19 protein-coding genes are annotated in these 25,984 nt (G+C 38.0%); 13 read left to right on the plus strand and 6 right to left on the minus strand.

Features of this window, described 5'->3' with window-relative positions; all coding sequences use genetic code 11:
* Positions 1-56 precede the first annotated feature (56 nt).
* Positions 57-2,408 (plus strand): efflux RND transporter permease subunit, encoded by a 2,352-nt coding sequence (locus tag ABIB40_RS06135; RefSeq protein ID WP_354357067.1) that lies wholly within the window; start codon positions 57-59, stop codon positions 2,406-2,408.
* A 76-nt stretch (positions 2,409-2,484) separates the two neighbouring features.
* Here the strand turns inward: ABIB40_RS06135 and ABIB40_RS06140 are convergent, their stop codons facing one another.
* Positions 2,485-2,748, minus strand: a complete 264-nt coding sequence (locus ABIB40_RS06140) for an isoleucyl-tRNA synthetase (RefSeq protein WP_354357069.1) — start codon at positions 2,746-2,748, stop codon at positions 2,485-2,487.
* A 220-nt stretch (positions 2,749-2,968) separates the two neighbouring features.
* Between ABIB40_RS06140 and ileS the strand changes: the two genes are divergently transcribed.
* From ileS to ABIB40_RS06155, 3 genes are read left to right on the plus strand one after another with little or no spacing between them, the layout of a single operon-like run.
* Positions 2,969-6,385, plus strand: a complete 3,417-nt coding sequence (gene ileS, locus ABIB40_RS06145; RefSeq protein WP_354357071.1) for an isoleucine--tRNA ligase — start codon at positions 2,969-2,971, stop codon at positions 6,383-6,385.
* Between the two features lie 38 nt (positions 6,386-6,423).
* Positions 6,424-6,807, plus strand: coding sequence for a TraR/DksA family transcriptional regulator (locus ABIB40_RS06150; protein ID WP_354357073.1), 384 nt, complete (start codon positions 6,424-6,426; stop codon positions 6,805-6,807).
* Positions 6,807-7,409: a lipoprotein signal peptidase gene (locus ABIB40_RS06155; RefSeq protein ID WP_354357075.1), complete on the plus strand. Its 603-nt coding sequence runs from the start codon at positions 6,807-6,809 to the stop codon at positions 7,407-7,409. Before ABIB40_RS06150 ends, ABIB40_RS06155 begins: the two co-directional genes overlap by 1 nt.
* A 652-nt stretch (positions 7,410-8,061) precedes the next feature.
* Here ABIB40_RS06155 and ABIB40_RS06160 read toward each other — a convergent pair.
* From ABIB40_RS06160 to ABIB40_RS06170, 3 genes are all read right to left on the minus strand, one after another.
* On the minus strand, positions 8,062-11,538 hold the full coding sequence (locus ABIB40_RS06160; RefSeq protein ID WP_354357077.1) for a preprotein translocase subunit SecA: 3,477 nt from the start codon (positions 11,536-11,538) through the stop codon (positions 8,062-8,064).
* A 581-nt stretch (positions 11,539-12,119) separates the two neighbouring features.
* Positions 12,120-12,386, minus strand: coding sequence for a helix-turn-helix domain-containing protein (locus ABIB40_RS06165; protein WP_354357079.1), 267 nt, complete (start codon positions 12,384-12,386; stop codon positions 12,120-12,122).
* Positions 12,376-12,579 (minus strand): type II toxin-antitoxin system HigB family toxin, encoded by a 204-nt coding sequence (locus ABIB40_RS06170; RefSeq protein WP_502931053.1) that lies wholly within the window; start codon positions 12,577-12,579, stop codon positions 12,376-12,378. Before ABIB40_RS06170 ends, ABIB40_RS06165 begins: the two co-directional genes overlap by 11 nt.
* Positions 12,580-13,142: 563 nt before the next feature.
* Here ABIB40_RS06170 and ABIB40_RS06175 point away from each other — a divergent pair.
* From ABIB40_RS06175 to ABIB40_RS06210, 8 genes are all read left to right on the plus strand, one after another.
* Complete coding sequence (locus tag ABIB40_RS06175) at positions 13,143-13,619, plus strand: RNA polymerase sigma factor (protein WP_354357080.1); 477 nt, start codon at positions 13,143-13,145, stop codon at positions 13,617-13,619.
* 1 nt (position 13,620) lies between these two features.
* The gene (locus ABIB40_RS06180; protein WP_354357081.1) at positions 13,621-14,229 is read left to right on the plus strand and encodes a hypothetical protein; all 609 of its coding nucleotides are present in this window, start codon (positions 13,621-13,623) and stop codon (positions 14,227-14,229) included.
* A gap of 601 nt (positions 14,230-14,830) precedes the next feature.
* A complete protein-coding gene (gene fumC, locus ABIB40_RS06185; RefSeq protein WP_354357082.1) occupies positions 14,831-16,264 on the plus strand; it encodes a class II fumarate hydratase in 1,434 nt (477 codons plus the stop codon).
* A gap of 40 nt (positions 16,265-16,304) precedes the next feature.
* A complete protein-coding gene (locus ABIB40_RS06190; RefSeq protein ID WP_354357084.1) occupies positions 16,305-17,456 on the plus strand; it encodes a porin in 1,152 nt (383 codons plus the stop codon).
* Between the two features lie 9 nt (positions 17,457-17,465).
* Complete coding sequence (locus ABIB40_RS06195) at positions 17,466-18,896, plus strand: anion permease (protein WP_354357086.1); 1,431 nt, start codon at positions 17,466-17,468, stop codon at positions 18,894-18,896.
* A gap of 36 nt (positions 18,897-18,932) precedes the next feature.
* A complete protein-coding gene (locus ABIB40_RS06200; protein WP_354357088.1) occupies positions 18,933-19,598 on the plus strand; it encodes a succinate dehydrogenase cytochrome b subunit in 666 nt (221 codons plus the stop codon).
* The gene (locus tag ABIB40_RS06205) at positions 19,598-21,508 is read left to right on the plus strand and encodes a fumarate reductase/succinate dehydrogenase flavoprotein subunit (protein ID WP_354357090.1); all 1,911 of its coding nucleotides are present in this window, start codon (positions 19,598-19,600) and stop codon (positions 21,506-21,508) included. The genes ABIB40_RS06200 and ABIB40_RS06205 overlap by 1 nt, the downstream gene beginning before the upstream one ends.
* Positions 21,509-21,526: 18 nt before the next feature.
* Positions 21,527-22,273: a succinate dehydrogenase/fumarate reductase iron-sulfur subunit gene (locus ABIB40_RS06210; RefSeq protein WP_354357092.1), complete on the plus strand. Its 747-nt coding sequence runs from the start codon at positions 21,527-21,529 to the stop codon at positions 22,271-22,273.
* Between the two features lie 321 nt (positions 22,274-22,594).
* On the opposite strand, the gene ABIB40_RS06215 is transcribed toward ABIB40_RS06210, so the two are convergent.
* Together ABIB40_RS06215 and rsgA are read right to left on the minus strand one after the other, a co-directional pair.
* Positions 22,595-23,533, minus strand: coding sequence for a Smr/MutS family protein (locus ABIB40_RS06215; protein WP_354357094.1), 939 nt, complete (start codon positions 23,531-23,533; stop codon positions 22,595-22,597).
* 26 nt (positions 23,534-23,559) lie between these two features.
* On the minus strand, positions 23,560-24,480 hold the full coding sequence (gene rsgA, locus ABIB40_RS06220; protein WP_354357096.1) for a ribosome small subunit-dependent GTPase A: 921 nt from the start codon (positions 24,478-24,480) through the stop codon (positions 23,560-23,562).
* Positions 24,481-24,635: 155 nt separating this feature from the next.
* On the opposite strand from rsgA, the gene ABIB40_RS06225 reads away from it, so the two are divergent.
* Complete coding sequence (locus ABIB40_RS06225) at positions 24,636-25,640, plus strand: LLM class flavin-dependent oxidoreductase (RefSeq protein ID WP_354357098.1); 1,005 nt, start codon at positions 24,636-24,638, stop codon at positions 25,638-25,640.
* The last annotated feature ends 344 nt before the right edge of the window (positions 25,641-25,984 follow it).

Raw genomic sequence — 25,984 nt, forward strand, 5'->3', positions numbered from 1 at the left:
CTTACATTATAAATATTTTATTTTTGCGCCATCTTTAGAAATTAAACAAGAAAAGCATGTGGGGTAAGCTATCCAAATTTATACTTCAAAACCGAATCATTATCGTTATCTTTTTTGTGTTTGGAACCATATTTATGGCATGGCAGGCCAAAAATGTGAAGCTATCTTACGCGGGCGCAAAAATTCTACCGACAACAGACAGTACCTTTGTAAAATATACCCATTTTAAAAAGCAATTTGGGGAGGATGGAAGTGTAATGGTACTCGGTATTAAATCTCCAAAAATTTTTAAAAAAGACGTCTACAATAACTGGGTTAAGCTTTCTAGAAGTATTCAAAGTTTAGAAGGGATTAAACAAGTACTCTCTTCTGGACATATTTTTAGGCTGCAAAAAGATACGGTAGACAAAAAATTTGTATTGGTTCCAATTCCATCTGGTTTGGTTAACACAGATACAGAAATGGATTCTATAAAGAATTTGCTTTACGCAACTCCATTTTTTGAGGGTTTGGTCTACAACAGAGACAATGCAACGCTTATGGCCATAACTTTCGATAACAAGATTATCAATACGGCAAAGCGTAATCCAATTCTAAAGCAGATTGAAAAAGAAGCTGTTGCGTTTCAAAAAGAAAATAATATCGATGTGCACATTTCTGGTCTTCCGTATATACGCACGGCAGTTGGGCAGTTGGTAAGTAAAGAGTTTGTGCTCTTTTTGGGCCTCTCTATTTTAGTTTCCGCAGTTATTTTACTCATCTTCTTTAAGAAATTTTACGCCGTATTTTTCCCTATTCTGGTGGTTATAATGGGGGTAGTTTGGAGCGTTGGCACGCTGGTGCTTTTCGGCTTTGAATTGACTATTTTGACAGGCCTGATTCCCCCGTTAATAGTAATTATCGGCATTCCGAACAGTATTTTGCTGTTAAATAAATATCAGAAAGAATTAAGAAAAGACGGCAATAAGGAGCGCGCATTGCGCATAACTATAGAGCGTATTGCCATTACCACGCTCATTGCAAACGTTACTGCGGCCATTGGATTTGGCGTGCTCTATTTTACTGGCAGCGAGCTTTTAATGCAGTTTGGCAGCGTTGCCGCGATTAATGTGATGGTAACATGGTTGATGTGTTTGTGCCTTATTCCAATTATTTTTAGTTACCTCCCAGCGCCGAAAATGAACGCACAGCAACATGTGGAGTCAGGTTTTTTACACAAACTTTTGGTAAAAACCGACTATGTGGTGCAACATAAGGCCAGTTGGGTTTATGGTTTTACGATTTTGATTACCATTGTTGCGGCTGTTGGTGTGCTTAAAATTAATGTAAATGGATACGTGGTAGACGACTTGCCCAAAAGCTCTACCATATTAACCGATTTAAAGTTTTTCGAGAAGAATTTTGAAGGGATTTTGCCGCTTGAGGTTAGTGTAGACACTAAGAAAAAGAATGGCGTGTTTAACTTGACCAATTTAAAGCGCATAGATAAAATGGAAAGAATGATTTCTGCCTATCCAGAATTTTCTAGGTCTATTTCGGTTAATGCGGGCTTAAAATATGCAACTCAAGCATTCTACAATAATGATTCCTCCTACTACCGTTTGCCAGATAATTTTGAGAAAAATTTCGTGTTATCTTATATTGCAAATGGAGGTAAAGGGAATGCCAATTTGTTAAATAATTTTGTAGATAAAAACAAAGAAAGTACACGGATAAGTTTTCAAATGGCAGATGTAGGTTCTAAAAAGCTAGATGCACTGCTTGCAGAACTTAGGCCTAGAATTGATAGCATTTTGCCTCCAAAAAAGTTTAATGTTACCCTAACAGGATCGAGTATTATCTTTAGCAAAGGCACAGACTATATGCTAAAGCATTTGATCGAAAGCATAAGCTTGGCCGTTGTGCTCATATCGTTGTTAAGGTTGGCTCAATTTAAAAGTTTGGGAATCATGTTCATCTCGCTATTGCCAAATGTGGTGCCTCTAGTTATTACCGCTGGTATTATGGGCTATTTTGGTATTTCGCTAAAACCATCGACCATTTTAATTTTCACCATAGCCTTTGGTCTCGCCTCAGATCAAACCATCTATTTTTTAACCCGTTACCAGCAAGAATTTAGCTTAACTAATTTTAGCGTGCCACAAGTAATAACCGATACCATTACCGAAACGGGTGTTAGCATGACCCACATAGCATTGATTTTGTTTTTTGGTTTTGGAATATTTACAGCGTCTACGTTTGGCGGAACAGTAATATTGGGCTTGCTGCTTTCTATTACATTGATAGTGGCGCTTGTGTTTAATTTAACGCTGTTGCCTGTTCTTGTACTCTGGTTAGATAAAAAGAAAGTTAGAAAAGTAATTAGCCCAGAAGAATGTGCAAAAAATGCGGTAGAATTTAATCACTAGATTGTTGCAGCTATTTTAGGCAAAAGAAGAGGTGCCGAAAACCAGCTATTGCTTCGGCGCTAAATCCAATTTAATTTTATTCTTCGGTTGGTTTTGTATCATTGGGAACTTCAACAGTGGGATCGGTAATTATTTCTACATTTCCATCATTGTCTTTTTTTGCAAATAAAATAGGATACATGGTCCAGCAGGCGCCAACTATAAGTAGAAATCCAGATAATTCTGTCAAGTAGTAGTCATGCTGGATTCCGCTGGCTTTTAAAATTTTACCTGCGATATATGCCAAAACTCCGAACACAATAAGTATAAGAGGGCGCTGTAGTCTTAAAAGCTTTACCATTTAAATTTTTTTAACAAAAGTAAAAAAAATTATAACTGCTTCTAACAATAAATTTGTAATGCTATTGGCATAAAAAATTTTATTTCATGTTCAGCGCTTAGCCAATACCAAAATTTTAAAACCATGACACGATGATGCCATAAAGATTTGCCCTTTAGCATGTTATTTGCCGCAAAAATTCGTAAATTTGCAACCTTAATTTTTTGATGTTATTGGATTGATGTATAGGGAATTTAAACAATTAGATCTGGCTGCGCTTAGCCAAGAAGTACTTAGTTTTTGGAAAGAAGAAAAGATTTTTGAGAAGAGTATTTCCACTCGTCCAAAGTCCAATCCTTTTACGTTTTATGAGGGTCCTCCATCTGCCAATGGCATGCCCGGTATTCATCACGTAATGGGCCGCGCAATAAAGGATATTTTCTGTAGATATAAAACCCTAAAGGGCTTTCAGGTAAATAGAAAAGGCGGTTGGGATACGCATGGCCTACCTATTGAGCTTGCGGTCGAAAAGAAATTAGGAATTACCAAAGAAGATATAGGTAAGAAAATTAGCGTAGATGCCTATAATAAGGCCTGCCGAGAAGAGGTGATGAAATACACCGACGTTTGGAACGATCTTACTGAAAAAATGGGGTATTGGGTAGATTTAGAAAATCCTTATGTTACCTATCAAAACAACTATATAGAAACCCTTTGGTGGATTTTAAAGCAATTGTACGATAAGGACTTTTTGTATAAAGGATACACTGTTCAGCCATATTCTCCTGCTGCAGGTACGGGTTTAAGTTCTCACGAGCTTAATCAGCCTGGTACCTATAAAATGTTAAAAGATACTTCCATCACCGCCCAGTTTTGGCTGAGGAAAGATCAAGAGCATAAGTTGCTTTCTAAATTGATAGAAAACGAGACGGAAGATACCGCGTTTATTGCCTGGACAACCACACCTTGGACTTTACCTAGCAACGGAGCTTTGGCCGTTGGCGAAAAAATAATGTATGTAAAGGTTAAAACCTTTAACCAATATACGTTTAAGCCCGTAAGTGTTATTTTAGGGAAAGACTTGGTTGCGAAGCTTTTTAAGAAAGATAAGGAACTTTCTCTTGCAGATTTTAAAAACCTTAGCACTTGGGATGGCAAAGGAAGCGCTCCTTTTACAGTAGTCGATGAATTTATAGGTAAAGATTTAATTGGTCTGCGCTATCATCAATTGTTGGATTATGTCACAAATGAAGATTTAAAGAAAAATGCATTTCGCGTTATTCCCGCCGATTATGTAACCACAGAAGATGGTACTGGCGTTGTTCATATTGCTTCTGTGTTCGGTGCAGATGACTTTCGCGTTGCCAACGAGAGCGGTATTCCGGCCGTTATGATAACCGATGATAAAGGTAACCAATTGCCTTTGGTAGATAAGCAAGGGAAATTTGTTGCAGAGGTTTTAGATTTTGCAGGTAAATATGTAAAAGAAGAATATTATAGCGACGAAGAAAGGGCTGTACCAAACTTCAAATCTACCGATGTACTTCTTGCCATTAAGCTAAAGGAAGACAATAAGGCATTTGATGTAAAGAAATACGAACACAGTTATCCGCACTGCTGGCGAACAGATAAACCCGTTCTGTACTATCCTTTAGATAGTTGGTTCATTAAAACCACTGCTGTAAAAGAGAAGTTGGTTGCACTAAATAAAACCATCAATTGGAAACCAGAAAGTACCGGAACTGGTAGATTTGGCAACTGGTTAGAAAACCTAGTCGATTGGAATTTATCGCGCTCTAGGTATTGGGGAACTCCTTTGCCTATTTGGCGTACCGCCGATGGGTTAGAGGAAAAGTGTATTGGCTCTATTACAGAATTGAATACCGAAATAGATAAATCTGTACAGGCAGGATTTATGCCTCAAGGTTTCGAATTGAAAGACATGCATCGCCCTTATGTAGACGATGTGATTTTAACATCGGCCAAAGGCCAAAAAATGATGCGCGAAGCCGATTTGATAGACGTTTGGTTTGATAGTGGTGCCATGCCTTACGCACAATGGCATTATCCATTCGAAAATCAAGATGCATTTGAACATGCTTATCCTGCAGATTTTATAGCCGAAGGTGTAGATCAAACCCGAGGTTGGTTTTTTACGCTGCACGCCATCGCAGTAATGCTCAGCGAGGCAAGCGAAGAGATTAAAGCGGTCAATAGAAAAATCGGAAATCCTGGCGTGGCCTTCAAAAATGTGGTTTCTAACGGTTTGGTGTTAGATAAGAACGGCAATAAAATGTCTAAACGCCTTGGCAATGCTGTCGATCCGTTTAGCACCATTTCTACGTACAGCGCCGACGCTACACGTTGGTACATGATCAGCAATGCATCGCCATGGGACAATCTAAAATTTAGTTTAGAAGGATTGGACGAGGTAAGAAGAAAATTCTTCGGTACACTGTATAACGCCTATGCTTTCTTCGCCCTGTATGCCAATATAGATAAATTTCAAATTGATAAAAATACTTTAACTAAGGTAGAAGATTGCAGTGAGTTAGACCGATGGATCCTATCTCTCTTACAGCATTTGGTGTTAGAGGTAGATGGAAGCTACAACACCTACGAGCCTACAAAAGCTGCTCGTGCCATCCAAAATTTTGTAGATGAGCATTTGAGCAATTGGTATATCCGATTAAGCAGACGTCGTTTTTGGAAAGGCGAAATGACCGACGATAAGAAAGCAGCTTACGAAACCTTGTATGCATGTTTAGAAACTGTTGCGCAGTTAATGAGTCCAATAGCGCCTTTCTTTTCAGACTGGTTGTATAAAAATCTATCGATTGGTAATAAAGATGCGGCGACCTCTGTGCACTTAACTTATTGGAAAGAAGCCAACACTGCATGGTTAGATGAAACGCTGAACGAGCGGATGGAATACGCTCAAGAGATTTCATCTATGGTACTTTCGCTACGCAAGAAATCTGGAATAAATGTACGCCAACCTTTAGAGAAAATCCTTATACCATCTTTAAACAGCGAGTTCGAAGCAAAAATTGCAAGGGTTACAGATTACATTTTATCAGAAACAAATGTTAAACAGATAGAATTTATTACCGATACCCACGGCATTGTTAAGAAGAAGTTGAAACCTAATTTTAAATCGCTTGGTAAAAAAGTAGGTAAAGACATGGGGCTTGTTAAAGAAGCCATAGAAAATGCCAACCAAGAAGATATTTTTAGATTGGAAACCGAGGGATTTTTAACTGTTGTAGGCGCAGAAGATAAGCAGTATGCCGTAGAGTTAAATACCGATGTGGAGGTGTTTGCAGAAGATATTCCGGGTTGGCAGGTAACCAATTCTGGTAATTTAACCGTTGCCTTAGATGTAACCATTACTCCGCTGCTAAAAGAAGAAGGCATATCGCGCGAGCTGGTTAATCGAATTCAGAATATACGCAAGGAAATGGGCTTCGAAGTAACAGATCGCATAAAAGTATGGTTACAAAATGTTAACTTAGTTAAAAGTGCAGTTGCCAAAAACAAAGCTTACATTTGCGCCGAAATATTGGCTGATGATGTTGTTTTGGAAGATAATGATGCGGGCGAAAACAAAATCACAATTGATGATGTTGAGATTGCCATAACCATAAAAAAAGTTTAAAAATAAATTTAACGTTAAGAGATAAAAAATTAAGAGATATGGAAAATAGCACGAAAACTCGCTATTCAGACAGCGAATTACAAGAATTTAAAGAGCTTATTTTAAATAAGCTAAAGGTTGCCAAAGCAGAATTTACCTCTTTGACATCATCTTTAAGTAGTCCGAATGCAAATGGCACCGAAGATACTTCTGGTGCATATAAGACTTTAGAAGACGGTTCTGCAACCATGGAGAAAGAACAAATTAATCAGCTGGCTGCGCGCCAGAAAAAGTTTATTGATAATCTAGAAGCTGCCTTAGGACGCATAGAAAACAAAACGTATGGCATTTGCCGTGAGACTGGTAAATTGATCCAAAAAGAACGCTTACGCGCTGTGCCGCATGCAACCTTAAGTATGGAAGCAAAATTAAAGCAAGGTTAATGAAAGGCTATACAAAACCTTTACTTTTAATATTTTTGGTTCTAATTGCCGATCAAGTCTTAAAAACCTGGGTTAAAACCCACATGTATTTGGGGCAAGAGTTTAACATATTGGGCAAATGGTTCATTGTTCATTTTACCGAAAATAATGGCATGGCCTTTGGGATGGAGTTTGGCGGCGAATTTGGCAAATTGGCGCTTACGTTATTCCGCATTGTTGCCGTGGCAGGAATAGGGTATGGCTTACATTACTTGGTAAAACACAAATACCATCGTGGCTTAATTTTAAACGTTGCATTGATATTTGCTGGCGCAACCGGAAACATTATAGATTCTGTTTTTTACGGGAAAATATATGGTTACGAAACCTGGTTTCACGGAAGGGTAGTAGACATGTTGTACTTTCCAATAGCTCAAGGATATTTTCCAGCTTGGTTACCAATATGGGGCGGCGATGAGTTTGTGTTCTTTAGACCTGTTTTTAACTTGGCAGACGCGGCAATATCGGTAGGGGTTATTTTAATCCTCGTGTTTCAGAAAAATTATTTTAAAGAAGATGTAAAAGACGAGATAACCGTTAACAGTGAGATGGTAGAAGATTAACATTAAACAACAGCTAAAAACTTTATTCATTCCACTTCTTTTTAAAAGGAAGTGGAATTTTTTTTGGAGTTTACTATTGGTAATAAAGTTGGTTAGCACTATTTGTGGGCTTATAATTGTGCAATTCATGTAACTATTTGGGCGCTTTTAAACGCCATCCGCTGTATCTTTCTTTGGCTCAAAAAGCCAAAGAAAGGATGCCGCTACTGTCGTTAGCGCACTATCCCATGGGTTAACCGACAAGTTGCCCTGAACTTGTTTCAGAGTCTTTCAATTACGATCAATTTTTTAAAGGGGTAGATGCCGAAACGAGTTCGGCATGACGATTCTAAAAATTTTTTACATCATTGCAAGGCGCGAAGCAATCTCATTTTACGAGTGCCCTAAGATTGGTTTCCCGAAGTGTCGGGACAAGTTGTCGAAGACCATAAAAAAATCCAAAAACCAATAAAATGGCTGTCCTTCGACAAGCTCTGGATGACACCATTTTATTGGTTTTTCCTTGAGTTAATGACATTGCGGGACAGGCAGTGGTTCGCAACGAGTTTTTTTCGGAAAAAATGAAATTCTTTCTATACTGCTGGGCCACTACAAATCCAAAAAAAATTCCCGAAAGTTTTACAATTCGGGAATTGGTGGTTATATATTTTATCTAAGCATTTGTACCGTGGCAATTTTTATACTTCTTCCCACTTCCGCATGGGCAAGGGTCATTTCTGCCAATTTTTGGATCAGCTTTAACCGGCTGCTGAACAACCGCTTCTCTTGTGTCAGCAAATTCGCTTCCCTGTTCTGGGCTACCATATTCTTGTTTGGTAGTCTGAAGTTTTTGCTGTCTGCGTTGTACAGGTGCCTCTCTAACTTGCTCAGGCTCTTGTTGTACAGGTATTCCGCCTTTGTATAAAAAGCTAACAACTTCTTTGTTTACAGTATTTAACATGGTTTTAAACAAGTTAAACGCTTCCATTTTAAAAATAACCAATGGATCTTTTTGCTCATAGGCAGCGTTTTGTACAGACTGTTTCAATTCATCCATTTCGCGTAAATGCTCTTTCCATGTATCATCTATCAACGCTAAAATAATCGTTTTTTCAAAAGCCCTAATTACTTCTTTACCTTTACTTTCTACCGCTTTTTTAAGCTCCACAGCAACCTGTATTGCTCTCATGCCATCTGTAAAAGGCACCACAATCTGCTCAATATTTTTTCCGCGCTCTTCAAACACTTCGGTTAGCACAGGTAAGGCTTGTTTTATAATACCTGCAGATTTACGTCCATAAAATGTTTCAGCTTCGCCAAAAAGTTTTTCTGTAAGCTGAACTACGTTGGTCGCAGAAAATTCTTTCTCAGAAATGTCCGTATCAAAAGAGTAGTTTTTAATTACCTCTACTTTAAAGCCTTCGTAATTGTTCTCTAGTTTATATTCACTAACTATATCTTCTGCAACATCAAAAACCATGTTATTCATGTCTACCTCCAACCGATCGCCAAACAGGGCGTTTTTCCGTTTTGCATAAATAACGGTACGTTGCGAGTTCATTACATCATCATACTCTAGCAAACGTTTACGAACACCAAAGTTGTTTTCTTCTACTTTTCGTTGCGCACGTTCTATAGATTTGGTAATCATAGAATGCTGAATTACTTCACCTTCCTCGATACCCATTTTTACCATGATACCAGAGATACGCTCTGAGCCAAACAAACGCATTAAATTGTCTTCCAGTGAAACAAAGAATTGAGAAGATCCCGGGTCTCCTTGGCGACCAGATCTACCTCTTAGCTGTCTGTCTACCCGCCTAGATTCGTGACGTTCTGTACCAACTATGGCCAAACCGCCCGAACCTTTAACACCTTCCCCCAATTTAATATCTGTTCCCCTACCTGCCATATTTGTAGCAATGGTTACGGTACCAGGTTGGCCAGCTTCAGCCACAATATCTGCCTCTTTTTGGTGCATTTTTGCATTAAGCACATTATGCCTTATGCCCCTAATCTTTAGCATTCTGCTTAACAGCTCCGAAATTTCTACAGAGGTGGTACCCACCAATACCGGGCGACCCGCACGTGGCGTAATTTCTCCAGTCGCTAAATCGGGAGCAGGAATTAACAATCCTTTTTCATCTAATTTTGGAACAGGCCTACCAATACTATCAAGTAAAACGACAGGTTTTCCGTCTTTCTGCTTAATATTACCAGACTTGTCTGTCTCGTATTCTGTTTCATAATTGGTAAAAGGAAATACCAATAACTGAATCTCTCCCGCTACGGCATTGTATTTTTCTCGCACTGTACGATACACGTAATCCTGCTCGTCTAACCTGGTAATTATTCTATTGGTTGGGATTTCTACCACATCTAATTTATAGATGCTCCAAAGCTCGCCTGCTTCTGTAGTAGCCGTACCCGTCATTCCACATAATTTGTGGTACATACGGAAATAATTTTGAAGCGTTACCGTAGCGTAAGTTTGCGTTGCATCCTCAACCTTTACATTCTCTTTTGCTTCAATCGCTTGGTGTAGTCCGTCAGAATACCGACGGCCTTCCATAATACGACCAGTTTGCTCATCTACAATTTTAATCTTGTCTTCGTCGATGATGTATTCTGTATCTTTTTCAAATAAAGTGTAAGCCTTTAAAAGTTGATTTACCGAGTGGATACGCTCTGCTTTTACAGAATAATCTCTCATTAACGCATCTTTTTTAGTAACTTTTTCATCCCCAGGAAGGTCAGATTTCTCTAAATCTGCGATTTCTGTGCCTACATCTGGTAGGATAAAAAAGTGATTATCTTCTCCTGACTGTGTAATGAGTTCGATGCCTTTTTCTGTTAATTCTACTTGATTGTTTTTTTCGTCTATATAAAAGAAAAGCTCGGAATCTACCTTAGGCATATTTTTAGATTGATCTGCCATGTAGTGGTTTTCTATCTTTAGCAACAGCGAGCGCATGCCAGTTTCACTTAAGAATTTTATAAGTGCTTTGTTTTTAGGTAAACCCCTAAAAGCCCTAAGCAATGCCAACCCACCTTCGCCTTCTTCTGTTCCGTTTTTTCCGGCGCCAATTTGTTTTTTAGCTTCGTTGAGCGCTTGCGTTACATAGCTTTTTTGCGCATTAACCAAACGTTCAATTCTAGGTTTAAGTTCGTAGAATTCGTGTTCATCGCCTTTTGGAATTGGGCCAGAAATAATTAATGGTGTACGTGCATCATCAATTAAAACCGAATCAACCTCATCAACCATTGCAAAGTGTAATTTACGTTGTACCAGCTGGTCTGGCGTTTGCGCCATATTGTCACGTAAATAGTCGAAACCAAATTCGTTGTTTGTTCCGTAGGTAATATCTGCCGCATAAGCTTGTCTGCGTTCTTCGGAGTTTGGCTCGTGCTTATCTATACAATCTACCCTCATGCCATGAAATTCGAACAAAGGCCCGTTCCACTCGCTATCTCTTCGCGCCAAATAATCGTTTACGGTAACAATATGTACCCCGTTTCCGGCAAGGGCATTAAGGTAGGCAGGCAACGTACTCACAAGTGTTTTACCTTCGCCTGTTGCCATTTCGGCAACTTTGCCGCTATGCAGAACCATACCGCCAATAAGTTGTACATCGTAATGCACCATATTCCAAAATACCTCGGTGCCGGCTGCATCCCATTTATTTGCCCATTTAGCTTTGTCTCCTTCAATCGTTACGTTTTTGCGTTTTGCAGCATAATCTTTATCAAACTGACTTGCAGAAACTTCCAAAAATTCGTTCTCGCTAAAACGGCGAGAAGTTTCTTTCATCACCGCAAATGCTTCGGGCAATATTTCTTCCAGCACCTTTTCAAGTTCCTTGTCACGATCTTTTATTAAGGCATCTACCTGATCGTAAATGGCTGTTTTTTCGTGGAGCCCAAGATCATCACTTTCTGCTTCGGTTTTAAGCCCGGCAATTTTCTCGTCAATGTCTGTTAAAAAAGTCTTTATCCTGTCTTTAAAAATAATCGTTTTACCCCTTAATTCATCGTTGCTGATGGAGGATAGCTTAGCATATTCCTCATTTATTCGTAAAACCGCTGGCTGTATTAGTTTTATATCTCTTTCTGATTTGCTTCCGAAAACTTTGGCTAAAAATCCTAACATTATGTTTTTTTAATTCTTTATTTAATAAATTAATTTAGGCAACAATTACGCCACCGCATTTCGGCGGTCAGTTTGACAGTTGCAAGGCGCTAAAATTAAGGATATAATCTAAATTATCGGTTATTTAAAAGTCGATTAATTTGATTCGCCTACAAAAAGTTGCAAATGAGAGATGCTGGAGTTGTTTGCGGTAAAACATCACAATAGGAGCGAAACAGAATTTGAACGCATTTTGTGTAAGGTTAGGCCGTAAAGCTATAAAACTTATTCAAGTAAACACCCCGTTCTGCGACCACCCAGTCTGCTAGACGATCCAATCTTCGACCACCCTCTGAAAGGGGGGAATTACCCCCTCATATTTTTAACAAGCCTGCAATTCCACTCCTTTGGAGTAGTGCATGAAAGGCGGAATGGTTATTTCGAGGAGATTAATAATGCAAATAAGTCTGGCTTGTAAATTGCGATATGAATACTTGTAAATAGATTAGTTTTAATAGGCTTGAATCAGAACTTTGGTGGGAATATTCAAATGTTCGTGAATTTTCCGGATCATTTGTAAAGAGAGTTTTCTTTTTTCCTGCTTAGAAGTTCACTTGCTCTAATTTTAGGCCTACTACTTTTGCTAAGTCTTTTTGGCTGTATGCCATCTGCTCCATCCTAAATTCAATGGCTTCTACAGGATCTGGCAAGCCGATAGGAAAGTTTAAATTTTCGTAATTATCTACCAAGATTGCCAAAATTTCCAGTTCATCGCCTTCTTCGGTACCTCTTTTTGCATCGAATATGAGCTCCAGCCTTTCTAAAGCCTGCTCATAATCCTCTGGTGTTTTAATCGGTTTAATGTCCATTTTTAAATTGTTTTGGCATCAATTTTATCATACTCGGCATGAGTTCCAATAAATTTGATAAAAACCAGTTGATATTCGTAATTAATTTTACAATAAGCCGGTAGTGATTTCCTTTAATTTTAAACACTACTTTGTTATCTATCAACAAATTTGCGCTCGGATATTCCTTTTTAATTTGATTTGGTTTTTCCATGTTGCAGCTAAAGTATGCTGATGCCAAGCTTTGAGTTGCTGTAGGGCATTTGCTTGAATCTGCCAAAAATCTCGCAAAGTATTTTTTGAAAATATCCTCGATACTTATTTTTTTTCCAAAAAAAATTAAAAGTTCCCTAACTGGGAAATTTTAATTTAAACATTAAAAAAGACACCGAGTTTTATTTATTATTCCGACAAAGAGACAGTTGTACATACCATTTTTTAGTACCAAAAACTAAAAAACGGTTTGGTTAATGAAATGAGTTTATGAGAATTTGATATTATATTTTAGCTAATTCTGTAGAGCGTTATGTTAAGAGTTTAAAATTTGGGAGTTTGTGTCGGTTTATATTATCGTAAAATCGGAGTTTAATGGGAATGTAAATACCTTAATATAGCATCTAAAAATTAAACTTTGTTCTTTTGTAATTTCTAAGACAGTTTCTTTACTCATTGAATGTAGTTTGGTAATTGAGCTGATTATTAATCTTTAAAATGAACATCAAGAATAACTGCACATCTTATGGGACATAGAAATTTTTGCCAGTATTTTAGTTAGGAATGGAAGAACAATTATTCTTGAGAAATATTAATGCGAATAAAGGGATTATATTAAAAATCGTAAACCTTTATGCCGATGATTTGGAGGATAGAAAAGATTTATATCAAGAAATAATCTATCAAGCTTGGAAGGCGGTTGTGAGGTTTAGAGGTGAATCCAAGTTTTCTACTTGGTTGTACAAAATTAGCCTAAACGTGTCTCTCACATATTTCAGCAAATTGAAAAAGCATTTAAAGTCAACCGAAAACATAAGCATCCCTGAATATGAGTTTCCAAATGAACTTTCTGACCGATCTGACCGGCTCTACCGTGCAATCAGACAATTAAATGAAGTAGACAGAGCTTTGATCATGCTTCATTTAGATGGTTATGATAATGTATCTATCAGCGAGATTACTGGGATTACCAAAAACAATACTGGCGTGAAACTTCACCGGATTAAACAACAGTTAACGAATATTTTAAATAAGAAATAAAATGGATTTACTTCAAGAATGGAATGAGATGAACATAGAATTGGTAGAAAAGAATCAGCTTTTTTCGACAGATGTTAAAAGCGTTCAGAAATCTTCAAAAACCGTGTACTTAAGTTTGCTCAAGAATCTTAATGCCAAAATGACTTGGATTAGGATTTTATCTATACCTATGCTTTTAGGCGCTTTTTTTACAACTGGCCTATTACAGTATTTACTCTTAGGTACGTTTGTTAGCTATGAATTAGGTAGAATGTTCATGATTCAACAAGTTAATAAATTACCAAATTACATCGATTATTTGATGGTAACAAAGGATATGATTGCCTTCCAACTTAAAATTATAAACAGGATTCTTAAAATGGAAAAAATTTGGGCTTACATCTTTGGACCTTTCTTCGGTCCCTTAGGCTACATGGCAAGTTCGGCTTTTAAATATAAGACGCTCGATCAAATACTAGTAGTTCAACCGAACTTGGCATATATTCTGTTGGGGTTAGCGTTACTGGTATTTCCTATTTGCTACTTGGGTAACATGATGAATAAGTATGCTTTCGCTAAAGATGTGGAAAGGTTATTTGCTAATTTGAAAGAATTGGAAGATAACAGATAGGTGGCTGCTATTCTGATAGGATTATATAAAATTTAAGGTTTAATTAATAAAATGCCTTTAACTTTTACAGTCTCTATGTCCGTACCTCTTTCATAAAACTACACGTTCTAATCATTCAGAAAAGTTTAAAACATGCACTTTAAGATACTAGCTTTCTAAGTGTCATCAACTGCTAAATTTGCAGCTTATTATAATAAAACGATTGTTAAAAATACTGTTATAATCAAAAAACGGTGGTTTTTCGTGTCTCTACTCCATTTCTAACTTTTTAGGGTCTGTTCATCGTTTTGTTTTAGCTGCAATTCCAATCATCGATTCAAGGACTGAATTATCTGGATCAATTAATTTACTTCAGTGCTCTCAACATTTTCGAATAAATTTTATTATTACCGACGTTAAAAACACTGATTCGGTTAAAAGAAAGGCAAAGAGGACAGAGATACGGATAGCTAGATTTTCATTAGCAGAAATTCGTCTTAATTCCTTAAAATATATTTCTATTTTCAACTGTCTTGATGACATGAGTCATGGGGTATTATGACCATCGACACTAATGCCGCCTTATATGGTATTACCTTTACGAAAATCCAAACGTGATAGCATGTCAGAACTAACAGACAAACAAGAAATTACCAATTCTGAATTTAGGACAGAGCACGACAGCATGGGAAACGTTCAAGTGCCGATCGCTAGCTACTGGGGTGCTCAGACGGAACGTTCAAGAAATAACTTTAAGATTGGACCTCATGCTTCAATGCCAAAAGAAATTATCGAAGCTTTTGGTTTTCTTAAAAAAGCCGCTGCATTTGCAAATAAAGATTTGAATGTTTTACCTGCCGATAAAAGGGATTTGATTTCGGAAGTTTGCGATGAAATTATAGCTGGTAAATTATATTCCGCATTTCCACTGGTTATTTGGCAAACTGGTTCTGGTACCCAATCGAATATGAATGCAAATGAGGTTATCTCTAACCGAATACATGTTCTGCAGGGAAACACAATGGGAAACGGTAAACTTTACGTGCATCCAAACGATGACGTTAATAAATCTCAATCTTCTAATGATACTTTTCCTACGGCGATGCACATTGCGGCATATAAGATTTTAATTGAAGTAACTATTCCAGGAATTGAGAAATTACGGGATACTTTAAAGAAAAAATCTGAGGCTTTTATGAAAGTGGTAAAAATTGGTCGTACCCATTTAATGGATGCCACTCCGCTAACACTTGGGCAGGAAATTTCTGGCTATGTTTCTCAACTGAATCATGGTTTAAAAGCATTGAAAAATACCTTAGACCATCTTGCTGAACTTGCATTAGGAGGTACAGCGGTGGGAACGGGAATGAATACACCTAAGGGATATGACATAAAAGTTGCCAAATACATAGCTGAATTTACTGGTTTACCTTTTCGCACGGCAGATAATAAATTTGAGGCATTATCTGCACATGATGCTATAGTAGAGAGCCATGGCGCACTAAAACAAATTGCAGTTTCTCTTATGCACATTGCAAATAACATTAGAATGCTGGCATCAGGACCAAGGTGCAGTATTGGAGAACTGCATTTGCCCGAAAACGAACCTGGTTCATCAATAATGCCAGGTAAAGTTAATCCAACTCAAAATGAGGCAGTAACTATGGTTGCTGCTCAGGTAATGGGTAATGATGTAACAATAACAGTTGCAGGTTCAAACGGGCAATTTCAACTTAACGTGTTTAAACCAGTTATGGCCGCCAACTTCCTCCAATCTGCTCAGTTAATTGGAGATGCTTGTTGCTCGTTTAATGAACACTGCGCAATGGGAATTGAACCCAATTATGACGGCATCAAAAAACACCTCGAAACTTCACTAATGCTTGTAACGGCGCTTAATCCACATATCGGTTACGACAATGCTGCTAAAATTGCAAAATTAGCGCTAAAAGAGAATAACTCATTACGAGAGGCAGCCATTTCTTTAGGTCTGGTTACCGATGAGCAGTTTGACCAATGGGTAAGACCGGAAAAGATGATTGGAACTAATAAATAGCTCTTTTGACTTTAATACTATTAAATCCAATCCTTTATTCATGAAAAAATTCTGCTTCTTTTTACTAATCTGTTTTTCTTTAAACTGTTACTTAGCAAAAGCACAACAAATAGATCGTACAAGCGTAAAAGATAGCCTAACAAACTATTCTGCCTACAAACGTAAACTAACATTTGCTGGTGTTTTGCAAACAAGATATTTGCTTTCTTTAAATAAGGACGTAGACATTAGCGGCAAAAATTTCGACGGAACATTATCAAAAGGAATCTCTAATACTTTTATGATAAGACGAGCAAGAGTGATGGTAAAAGGTGATATTAATGATCATTTTTCAGCCAATATTCTAGCTAACCTAGCTGATTTTAGTAGCGATCCTACAAATAAAGTTTTAGAAAATGCTTACATCAGATATTCGCTAAACAAATACTTCCACGTTCAGGCAGGTCAGTTTCGACCCTTTTTTGGTATTGAAGATGCGATTTCTGTAGATATTATCCGTACGCTCGATTTTTCTAACCAATATTATGCTTTTGGTAAAAATGGTTGGCAAAGTTTTCAAACTGGCCTTTCAGTTTTCGGAAACATTATTCCTGATGGTAAGCTTAGATATTTTGCAGGAGTCTATAATGGCAACAATAAAAATAAACCTTCGGATGATAACAATACGAAGAATTATTATGGTAGGCTGGAAGCAGATTTATTAAAAAACGTCACAGTTGGCGTAAATGCAGGATCTGGTAGTATGGCTGCTAGTGGAGTAGGTAAAGCCTACGGTGCAGATGCATCAGCAAAAATTCCTTTATCTAAAAAATTCGATTTACTGTTAATGACTGAATTTAAAACTGGAGCAAACTTTTTAGCTTACAATGCAGATAAACAGCCTGTTCGTCCCGACTTAAGCGAATATCAAATGAGAGGATTTTATTTCTTTCCAACATTACGCTACAATCACGAAAGTAAAAGGTTGCGTGCCATTGAATTCTCTTGCAGGTACGAATATTTCGATGAGAATTATAAAGTTCAAAGTAATCCAAGACAAACATTTATTCCAAATGTGTCACTAATTTTTGCCGATGATTTTTATGCCGCCATACAATGTGGAGTGGCAATTGATCGCTTTAAAAATCAAATTCCCTTAACTACGGCCTATAATAATAGTCTGGGTTATGTTCAACTCCAAATACGCTTTTAAAAAAATAATATGAAAGAAATTAATCTAAAATCGCTTATCATCACCTTGGTGGTTGGTTTAGTTATCTGGTTTATTCCGGCGCCAGATGGAGTTAAGCCTAATGCATGGCATTTGTTGGCCATATTTGTAGCAACCATTGTGGGTATAATTTTAAAAGCCGCCTCAATGGGCACCATGGCTATTATTGGTATTACATTGTGCGCCACTACACAGGTTTTAGCTCCAGGCGATCCAAAGAATTCAATTTTGAATGCTTTAAGCGGTTTCGGTAATTCTACCATTTGGTTAATTGGCTTGGCATTTTTTATTGCCAGAGGTTTTATTAAAACCGGTTTAGGAACTCGAATTGCCTATAGTTTTATCAAGATTTTCGGTAAAAGTCCGCTGGGATTAGCCTATGGCTTAAATACGGCCGATCTAATTTTGGCTCCAGCCATTCCTAGCAATACAGCAAGGGCTGGTGGAGTGATTTTTCCGATCATGAAATCCATCGCAGTGAATATGGGCTCAATTCCTGAAAAACCAGAAACGCATCGAAAAATTGGAGCTTTCCTTACTTTGAGTAGTTATAATGCCAACATGATTACTTCCGTTATGTTCTTAACTGCAACTGCTAGTAATCCAATGGCTCAGAAATTCGCAAAAGATTTAGGCGTTACCATTACTTGGGGAAGCTGGGCAATTGCCGCACTAGTTCCTGGTTTGGTGTGTTTTATTTTAGTACCCCTGTTTTTATATAAAGTTTTCCCTCCAGAACTAAAAGAAACCAAAGAAGCGCCTGCCATTGCTGCTAAACAATTAAAAGAAATGGGGCCAATAACCATGAAGGAATGGTTAATGGTGGCCACCTTTATTATTCTATTGGTATTATGGATTTTTGGAAATTTATTTATGATCGATGCCACAACAGGTGCATTGATTGGTTTATGTATTTTACTTCTATGTGGCGTATTAACATGGGATGATGTAAAATCTGAAAAAGGCGCATGGGATACCATTGTTTGGTTCTCTTCTCTCGTAATGATGGGTTCTTACCTAAACTCATTGGGCTTAATTGGCTGGTTCGGTCATTTGGTAGGCGGAGAAATGAAAGGCCTAAGTTGGCAATTGGCTTTTCCTGTTATTATTTTAGTTTATTCTTATTGCCATTATATGTTTGCCAGTGCAACGGCCCAAGTTGCTGCTATGTATTCGGTTTTCTTAGCTGTTGGTATTGCAGTCGGAGTTCCCGGAACAATGCTTGCTATTTTCTTGGGTGCTTGTGCCACTTTAATGGGATCTCTTACCCATTACGGCCATGGTCCCGCGCCAATATTTTTTGGCAGTACTTATGTAGATCTTAAAGATTGGTGGAAGCAAGGATTTTTTATGAGTGTATTGTTTCTGCTTGTTTGGTTTTTAGTTGGTGGAATGTGGTGGAAAGTTATTGGCTTATGGTAAATAGAATTTAAAAACTAAATGGTTTAAACGGTAAAAATGAAACAAACAACATTAATTTATAAAATGATTATGGCCACCACAGGCCTGTTCCTGTGCTTTTTTTTAGTCATTCATTTGCTTGGAAATCTGCAACTACTTTTACCAGAAGCTGAAGCTAGAGAACAATTTAATTGGTACTCTCATCTATTGTCGGGAAATATTATCATTACAATTATTTCTTATGTGCTCTATCTTTCTTTAATTGGCCATGCCATTTATGCATTACTCATCACCAGGAAAAACAGGAAAGCAAATGGAACTAAATACAATTATGATAAACGTGGCGAAGTAAGTACTTGGAACAGTAGAAACATGGGTATATTAGGAACTATCATATTGTTATTCTTAATTATTCACTTAAAGGATTATTGGTACCTATTTAAGTTTGGCAGCTTGCCACTGGATCTAAAAGGAAATAAAGATCTCTATCAAATCGTGGTGAGCTCTTTTCAGCAGGGATGGTATGTGATAATCTATGAGATCTCATTCTTAGCGCTCGGATTTCACCTATTGCACGGCTTTTTCAGTGCAACAAGAACTGTGGGATTATACCACCCAAAGTATGCAAAGGCGCTTCGAGTTTTTGGATGGATTTATTCTGTGGCGCTCAGCTTAGGCTTTATGCTCATCCCGTTTTACATTTATTTTAACCTTAATTCCTAATGATGGATTCAAAAATTCCCGATGGTGACATCGCCGATAAATGGGAAAATTACAAAAATCACGCAAAGCTTATCAATCCCGCTAATAGAAAAAAACTTGATATTATAGTAGTGGGAACCGGTCTAGCAGGGTCTTCGTGCGCAGCATCACTAGCAGAACAAGGTTATAATGTTAAATCTTTCTGTTTTCAAGATTCTGCCAGAAGAGCGCATTCGGTTGCGGCCCAAGGTGGTGTAAATGCTGCAAAGAATTATAAAAATGATGGGGATAGCGTTTACCGAATGTTTTATGATACCATAAAAGGAGGAGATTTCCGTTCTCGTGAAGCCAATGTTTATCGTTTAGCAGAATGTTCTTTGGCACTCATAGATCAGGCAGTTGCACAAGGTGTGCCTTTTGCTAGAGAATATGGTGGGTATCTTAATAATCGTTCTTTTGGCGGAGTTCAAGTATCTCGTACATTTTACGCAAGGGGGCAAACTGGACAACAGCTTATGATTGGTGCTTACCAGGCATTGATGAGGCAGGTCTCTGCTGGTAAAGTAAAAACTTATACCCGCCATGAAATGCTTGATTTAGTATTGGTTGATGGAAAAGCAAAAGGGATAATTGCTCGGAATCTTGAAACCGGAGAAATTGAACGTTATGCGGCCAATGCAGTAGTATTGGCCACTGGCGGTTATGGCAAAGTTTATTACTTATCTACACTTGCCATGGGATGTAATACTTCCGCCATTTGGAGGGCGCACAAAAAAGGTGCTTTTATGTCTGGCGTAAGCTGGATTCAATTTCATCCAACCTGCTTACCACAAATTGGAGAAACTCAATCGAAACTTACTTTAATGTCAGAATCGCTCCGTAATGATGGCAGAATTTGGGTTCCAAAGAAAGCACATGACGAGCGGAAACCAAATGATATCCCTGAAGATGAAAGAGATTATTATTTAGAAAGACGCTACCCAGCTTTTGGCAATCTTTCTCCTAGAGATATTGCCTCTAGAGCGGCCAAAGAAAGAATTGACGCAGGATGTGGGGTTGGCCCTATGAAAAATGCGGTCTGCCTAGATTTTTCTAAAGCAATTAAAGAACAGGGAAAGGATAAAATTGAAGAAAAATATGGGAATTTGTTTCGCATGTACGATAAAATTAATGGTGTAAATGCTTATAAAGAGCCGATGTTAATTTCTCCAGCAGCGCATTTTACAATGGGCGGTTTATGGGTTGATTATGATTTGATGACAACAATACCAGGACTGTTTGCTTTAGGCGAAGCAAATTTTTCTGATCATGGTGCTAACAGGCTCGGTGCAAATTCTTTACTTCAATCCTGTGTAGATGGTTATTTTATCGCACCATACACTATTCCAAATTATCTTTCGGGTGACGCAAAGACTGAAAAAGTAACCACTGATCATCCCGCCTTTGTAGAAGCGGAAAACGGCGTTCGGGCACAAATTACTCGATATTTGAGTATTGACGGGCATCTTTCTGCCGATCATTTTCACAAAACATTAGGTAAACTTCTTTATGATAAATGTGGACTTTCTAGAACTAAAGAAAGTTTAGAGGAAGCGATAATAGAATTAAAAGAGCTTAAAGTATCTTTTGATCATGAATTGAAAATTACTGGCGATAACCATGTTAATTCTGAATTAGAAAAGGCCGGACGAATAGATGATTTTTTACAATTAGGTGTTCTCATGTGTTATGATGCCTTGCAGCGGGAAGAATCATGTGGCGCACATTTTAGAGAGGAGTATCAAACACCTGAAGGAGAAGCGTTACGAAATGACGAGGATTTTTGTTATGTATCGGCTTGGGAGTGGAAAGGTAAAGATGAAAAAGAAGAATTGTACAAAGAGCCTTTAGTTTTTAAAGCTGTAGAACTTACCGTAAGGAGTTACAAATAAAATATTTACAATCATATTATGAAATTATATCTAAAAGTTTGGCGTCAGGAAGGCAGAGAAAGCAAAGGAAGCATGGTTGATTATGAAGTTGATGGGATTTCTGAACACATGTCTTTTCTGGAAATGTTAGACTTGTTAAACGAAAGGTTAATAGTAAAAGGAGAAAGAGTAATAGAATTTGACCACGATTGTAGAGAAGGTATTTGCGGCGCCTGTGGCATGATGATTAATGGAAGGGCTCATGGTCCATTATCTGGAACAACTACATGCCAATTGCACATGAGAAGTTTTAAAGATGGAGAAACGGTTTTTATAGAACCTTTCCGTGCAGCTGCTTTTCCTATTTTAAGAGATTTGAAAATAGATCGTTCTGCTTTTGATCATATCATCCAAGCAGGTGGTTATATTTCGGCCTCAACAGGGCAGGCTCCAGAGTCAAACAGTATTCCCATTGCCCACAATGTAACAGAGGCTGCTTTTGATGCAGCGGCCTGCATTGGTTGTGGAGCATGTGTGGCTACATGTAAAAATTCTAGCGCCGCTTTGTTTACCTCGGCAAAAATAGCTCATTTAGAGTTGCTGCCTCAGGGCAAACTCGAAGGTTTAGACCGAGTTATAACCATGGTTGATCAGATGGATGCTGAGGGGTTTGGTCATTGTTCCAATACTGAAGCATGCGAAGTAGAATGTCCTCAAGAAATTTCTGTTCTGCACATTGGGCGGATGAATTACCAATATAATAAATCGCTAATCTTACATAAATAGAAACTAAATATCACTATTAGGAGAGAGGGCGTAAAATTCTTTTTGAATAAGCTATAATTATGTCGACTGAATGAATAAGGCATTGATAGGTAAATTACGTTCAGGCACATTTTGAGTAATCTAAAAATCTTAAGCTTAAACATTTCTCGTAGATTTAAAAGACTTGTGGCATCTGTAGTCTAAAAAAATGTGATTTCGGATTCTTAATCAAAAATTTTCATTCTTAAAAAACGGCCGCTTTTTGAGAATATTTGTGCCCTGCTTTTCTAACTGTGGGAGAAAAATCCCGCAATCTCTAATTTTAGTATTGATCTCTAGTCGTTACTTCAAAAACACCTCAGTTGCGCCATATCCAAACTTCTCCTTTTGGCCATCCATAAAGGTTTTTACTTGTGCATTGCCAGAAACTATTCTGTGTATTTTATTCCTTAAAGTTCCGTTGCCACTGCCGTGGATGAAAATAATTTTTTCGAATTTATGAACAATTGCAGCTTCTAAATTCCGCTCAAATTCTGCCATTTGAATTTGGAGAATCTCCTCTGGTTTCAAGAATTGATAGTCGTTTCTAAGTTTTTCTATGTGCAAGTCTACTTCTTGCAACGGCGCCGAAACTATTTTCTTCTCGTCTTTGCCTTTAAAAAAGCTTTCTTTTAGCTTTTCTGGATCTATGCTAGCAAAAGGTTCGGTTAAATTAATTTGCCAGCCTTTTTGGTTGATGATCGCCAGGCTTTTCTTTTCGCCACTAAAATCTTTAGCCCTAAAGCTTTTTTTAAACACAAGGGGCAAAGTTGGTTTAACATCAGCTTTACTCTGAACCAAAACCTGAAACTCAAATTCGGGCCACGAATTTAAATCTATCAACGATGCCGAGTGTATCGATGCCGATTGAAAAGGAACAATTATGCCATGATAAATTGGTGTATATCTATTTTTGTGAGAGGTGATTACACTAGCCAATAAAATATCTGCGGTATCATTTACCAGATTAAAATGAATAACATCTTGGGCATTTTTATCTGAAACCATAGCCAGCAAAATACCCGTAAAGGTTCTTTCTGAGTAGTCGACAACATCTTCTTCAATTTTTGTACTCTTCTCTGGCGCACTTTTGCCATGTACATAAGTAAGGTTGCTCGCCAAAACCGGAATTTCAAATCCATCGGTATCGGTTACACCCAAGGTTTGGGGGTCTATCACTTTGGTTACATATCCTTCGCGTTTTTCGTCCACAAACCGAACAAAATCTCCTAATTTAAACATGGTTATTTATTTTTGTGTTTTTTAACTTAACGGCGGGTTTCGTTGCCGTGATAAATACTAAGGTAACTCTCATATCTCGAAGCGGCAATAGTGCCATCCTCTACGGCAACTAGTACGGCGCAACCTGGCTCGTTAATGTGTTTGCAATTGTTAAACCTGCAATGATGCGAGGTTTTGAAAATTTCTCTAAAAAAGTGCCCCAATTCTGCTGGATCAATGTCTATTACGCCAAGCTCTCTAATGCCTGGGGTATCTACAATAAATCCGCCCTGCGGTAACGGAAACATTTCTGCAAAAGTTGTGGTATGTTGCCCTTTATCGCTAGCAGCAGAAACTTCGCCAGTTCTAAGGGTATTATTTGGCAATAAGGCGTTTATCAAACTAGATTTGCCAACACCAGAATGGCCAGAAATTAGCGTTGTTTTATTAGCAATCAGATCTTTTACCAATTGCACATTAGTGCCTTTTAACGCAGAAACTTCCAAACACTGATAGCCTATATGTTGATAGATGTTTTTAAATTCTTCTAAAATCTCAAGCCCATGTGCGCTAAACAGGTCTAGTTTATTAAACACCAACACGGCAGGCACCCCATAAGCTTCTGCCGAAACCAAAAACCGATCTATAAAACCAAATGAGGTTCTTGGCGACGCTAAAGTAACGAGCAGAATAGCCATATCTAAATTGGCGGCCAAAATTTGCGCTTGTTTGCTCAGGTTGATGGATTTGCGAATAATATAATTTCTGCGCGGTAAAATATCGGTAATAAAACCAACATCGCTACTTTGCTCTAGCTCAAATAAAACTTTATCGCCAACGGCTATCGGATTTGTGGTTTTAAGGCCTTTCATCCTAAATTTGCCCAAAATTCGGCATTCGTAGGTTGTTCCATTTGCTGCTAGCACATTGTACCAACTTCCTGTAGATTTTACTACCAAGCCATCCATCAATCGTTTTTCATTTCTATTTTAGGTAAATATTTCGAGGTCGCTTTTACACACATCTAAATGCAAAGATACTTTTTTACCAATGGCTGTCAAACTTGTTGCTTTGTAAAGATCAAAAATCAAACAGCTTTGGGCTTTAATGTGTTGCTTTGTATATGAATTCTTCAATAAAATTAAGCGTGTTAGATCAATCGCCGGTTAGGTATGGGGTAGATGCTAGGCAAGCACTTGCAGAAACCACTCAGTTGGCAATCGAAACAGAAAGGTTGGGTTATCATCGCTTTTGGGTCTCAGAGCATCACAACACTACCGCTTTAGCAGGTTCTACGCCCGAGGTTTTAATAGCGCATTTGGCAAACCACACCTCGAAAATGAGAATAGGCTCTGGCGGCATTATGTTGCCCAATCATAACGCACTAAAGGTTGCAGAAAGTTTTCGGCTGTTAGAATGCCTGCATCCCGGTAGGATAGATTTGGGAATGGGTAGAGCGCCTGGCACAGATAGAATTACGGCGTCGATGTTAAATCCAAGCAACACGTTTAATGAGCGAGATTTCGTCATTCAGCTTTCTGATTTACAAAATTACTTGCACGATATTCCTAATGATGATCCGTTGAAAGCAAAAGTAAAGGCAATTCCAATAGCAAACACGGTTCCGCAACAATGGTTGTTAAGTAGCAGCGGGCAGAGCGCCTCGTTTGCAGCGCATTTTGGCATGGGTTTTTCTTTTGCGCACTTTATAAATCCGCAGGGCGGAGCAGAGGCAGCGAAATACTACAGAGACCAATTTAAGCCATCTTTAGACTTAGAAAAGCCCGCTGTAAATGTGGCGCTTTTTATTTTTTGCTCAGAAAGTGAAGAAAAACTTAAGCAAGAGGAGAAATTAATGGGACATCGGTTTTTACAATTAGAGAAGGGGCGGGGAATAGGTTCTTTTACCTATAGCGATATTAAAGATGTTAAATATGAAGCGGTGGAGCTAGAAAGAATTAACGCCAATAAAGCAAGAATGATTTATGGAAGCCCGGCCGATTTGAAAGTAAAGCTACAAGAACTTGCCACAAGTTATGGGGTAGATGAGATTATGGCGGTAACCATTACCGAAAGTTTTGAAGATAGGCTGAAGTCTTATAGATTGTTGAGCGAGATTTCTTTTTAAATAATTTGGGCGCTTTAACACGCCTTACACTTTATCTTTTATTGCGCTAAGGGAGCAACAAAAGGATGTCGTTTCAGTCGTTAGCGCGGTATAACACTATTTCGTGTTGACGCTGGAAACATCTCACTCGCTATGGAAATTTGCGCCCTTAGATTTGGGCTATATTTTGGTGATGTTAGTTTGGACTCGCGATAGAACCACGCCGCCCCACACTATGGCTTTCGCACCCCCTCCTTGAAAATAGTAGGAGAGTAAAACTACGGACTTTAACAATTCCAGATACTATTCTGTCGTATTTTTTTCACGCAACAAACTTCTCCCAAGGCTGACAATCTAGAGTGCCT

The sequence above is a fragment of the Pedobacter sp. UYP30 genome (assembly GCF_040547165.1).
GTDB lineage: Bacteria > Bacteroidota > Bacteroidia > Sphingobacteriales > Sphingobacteriaceae > Pedobacter.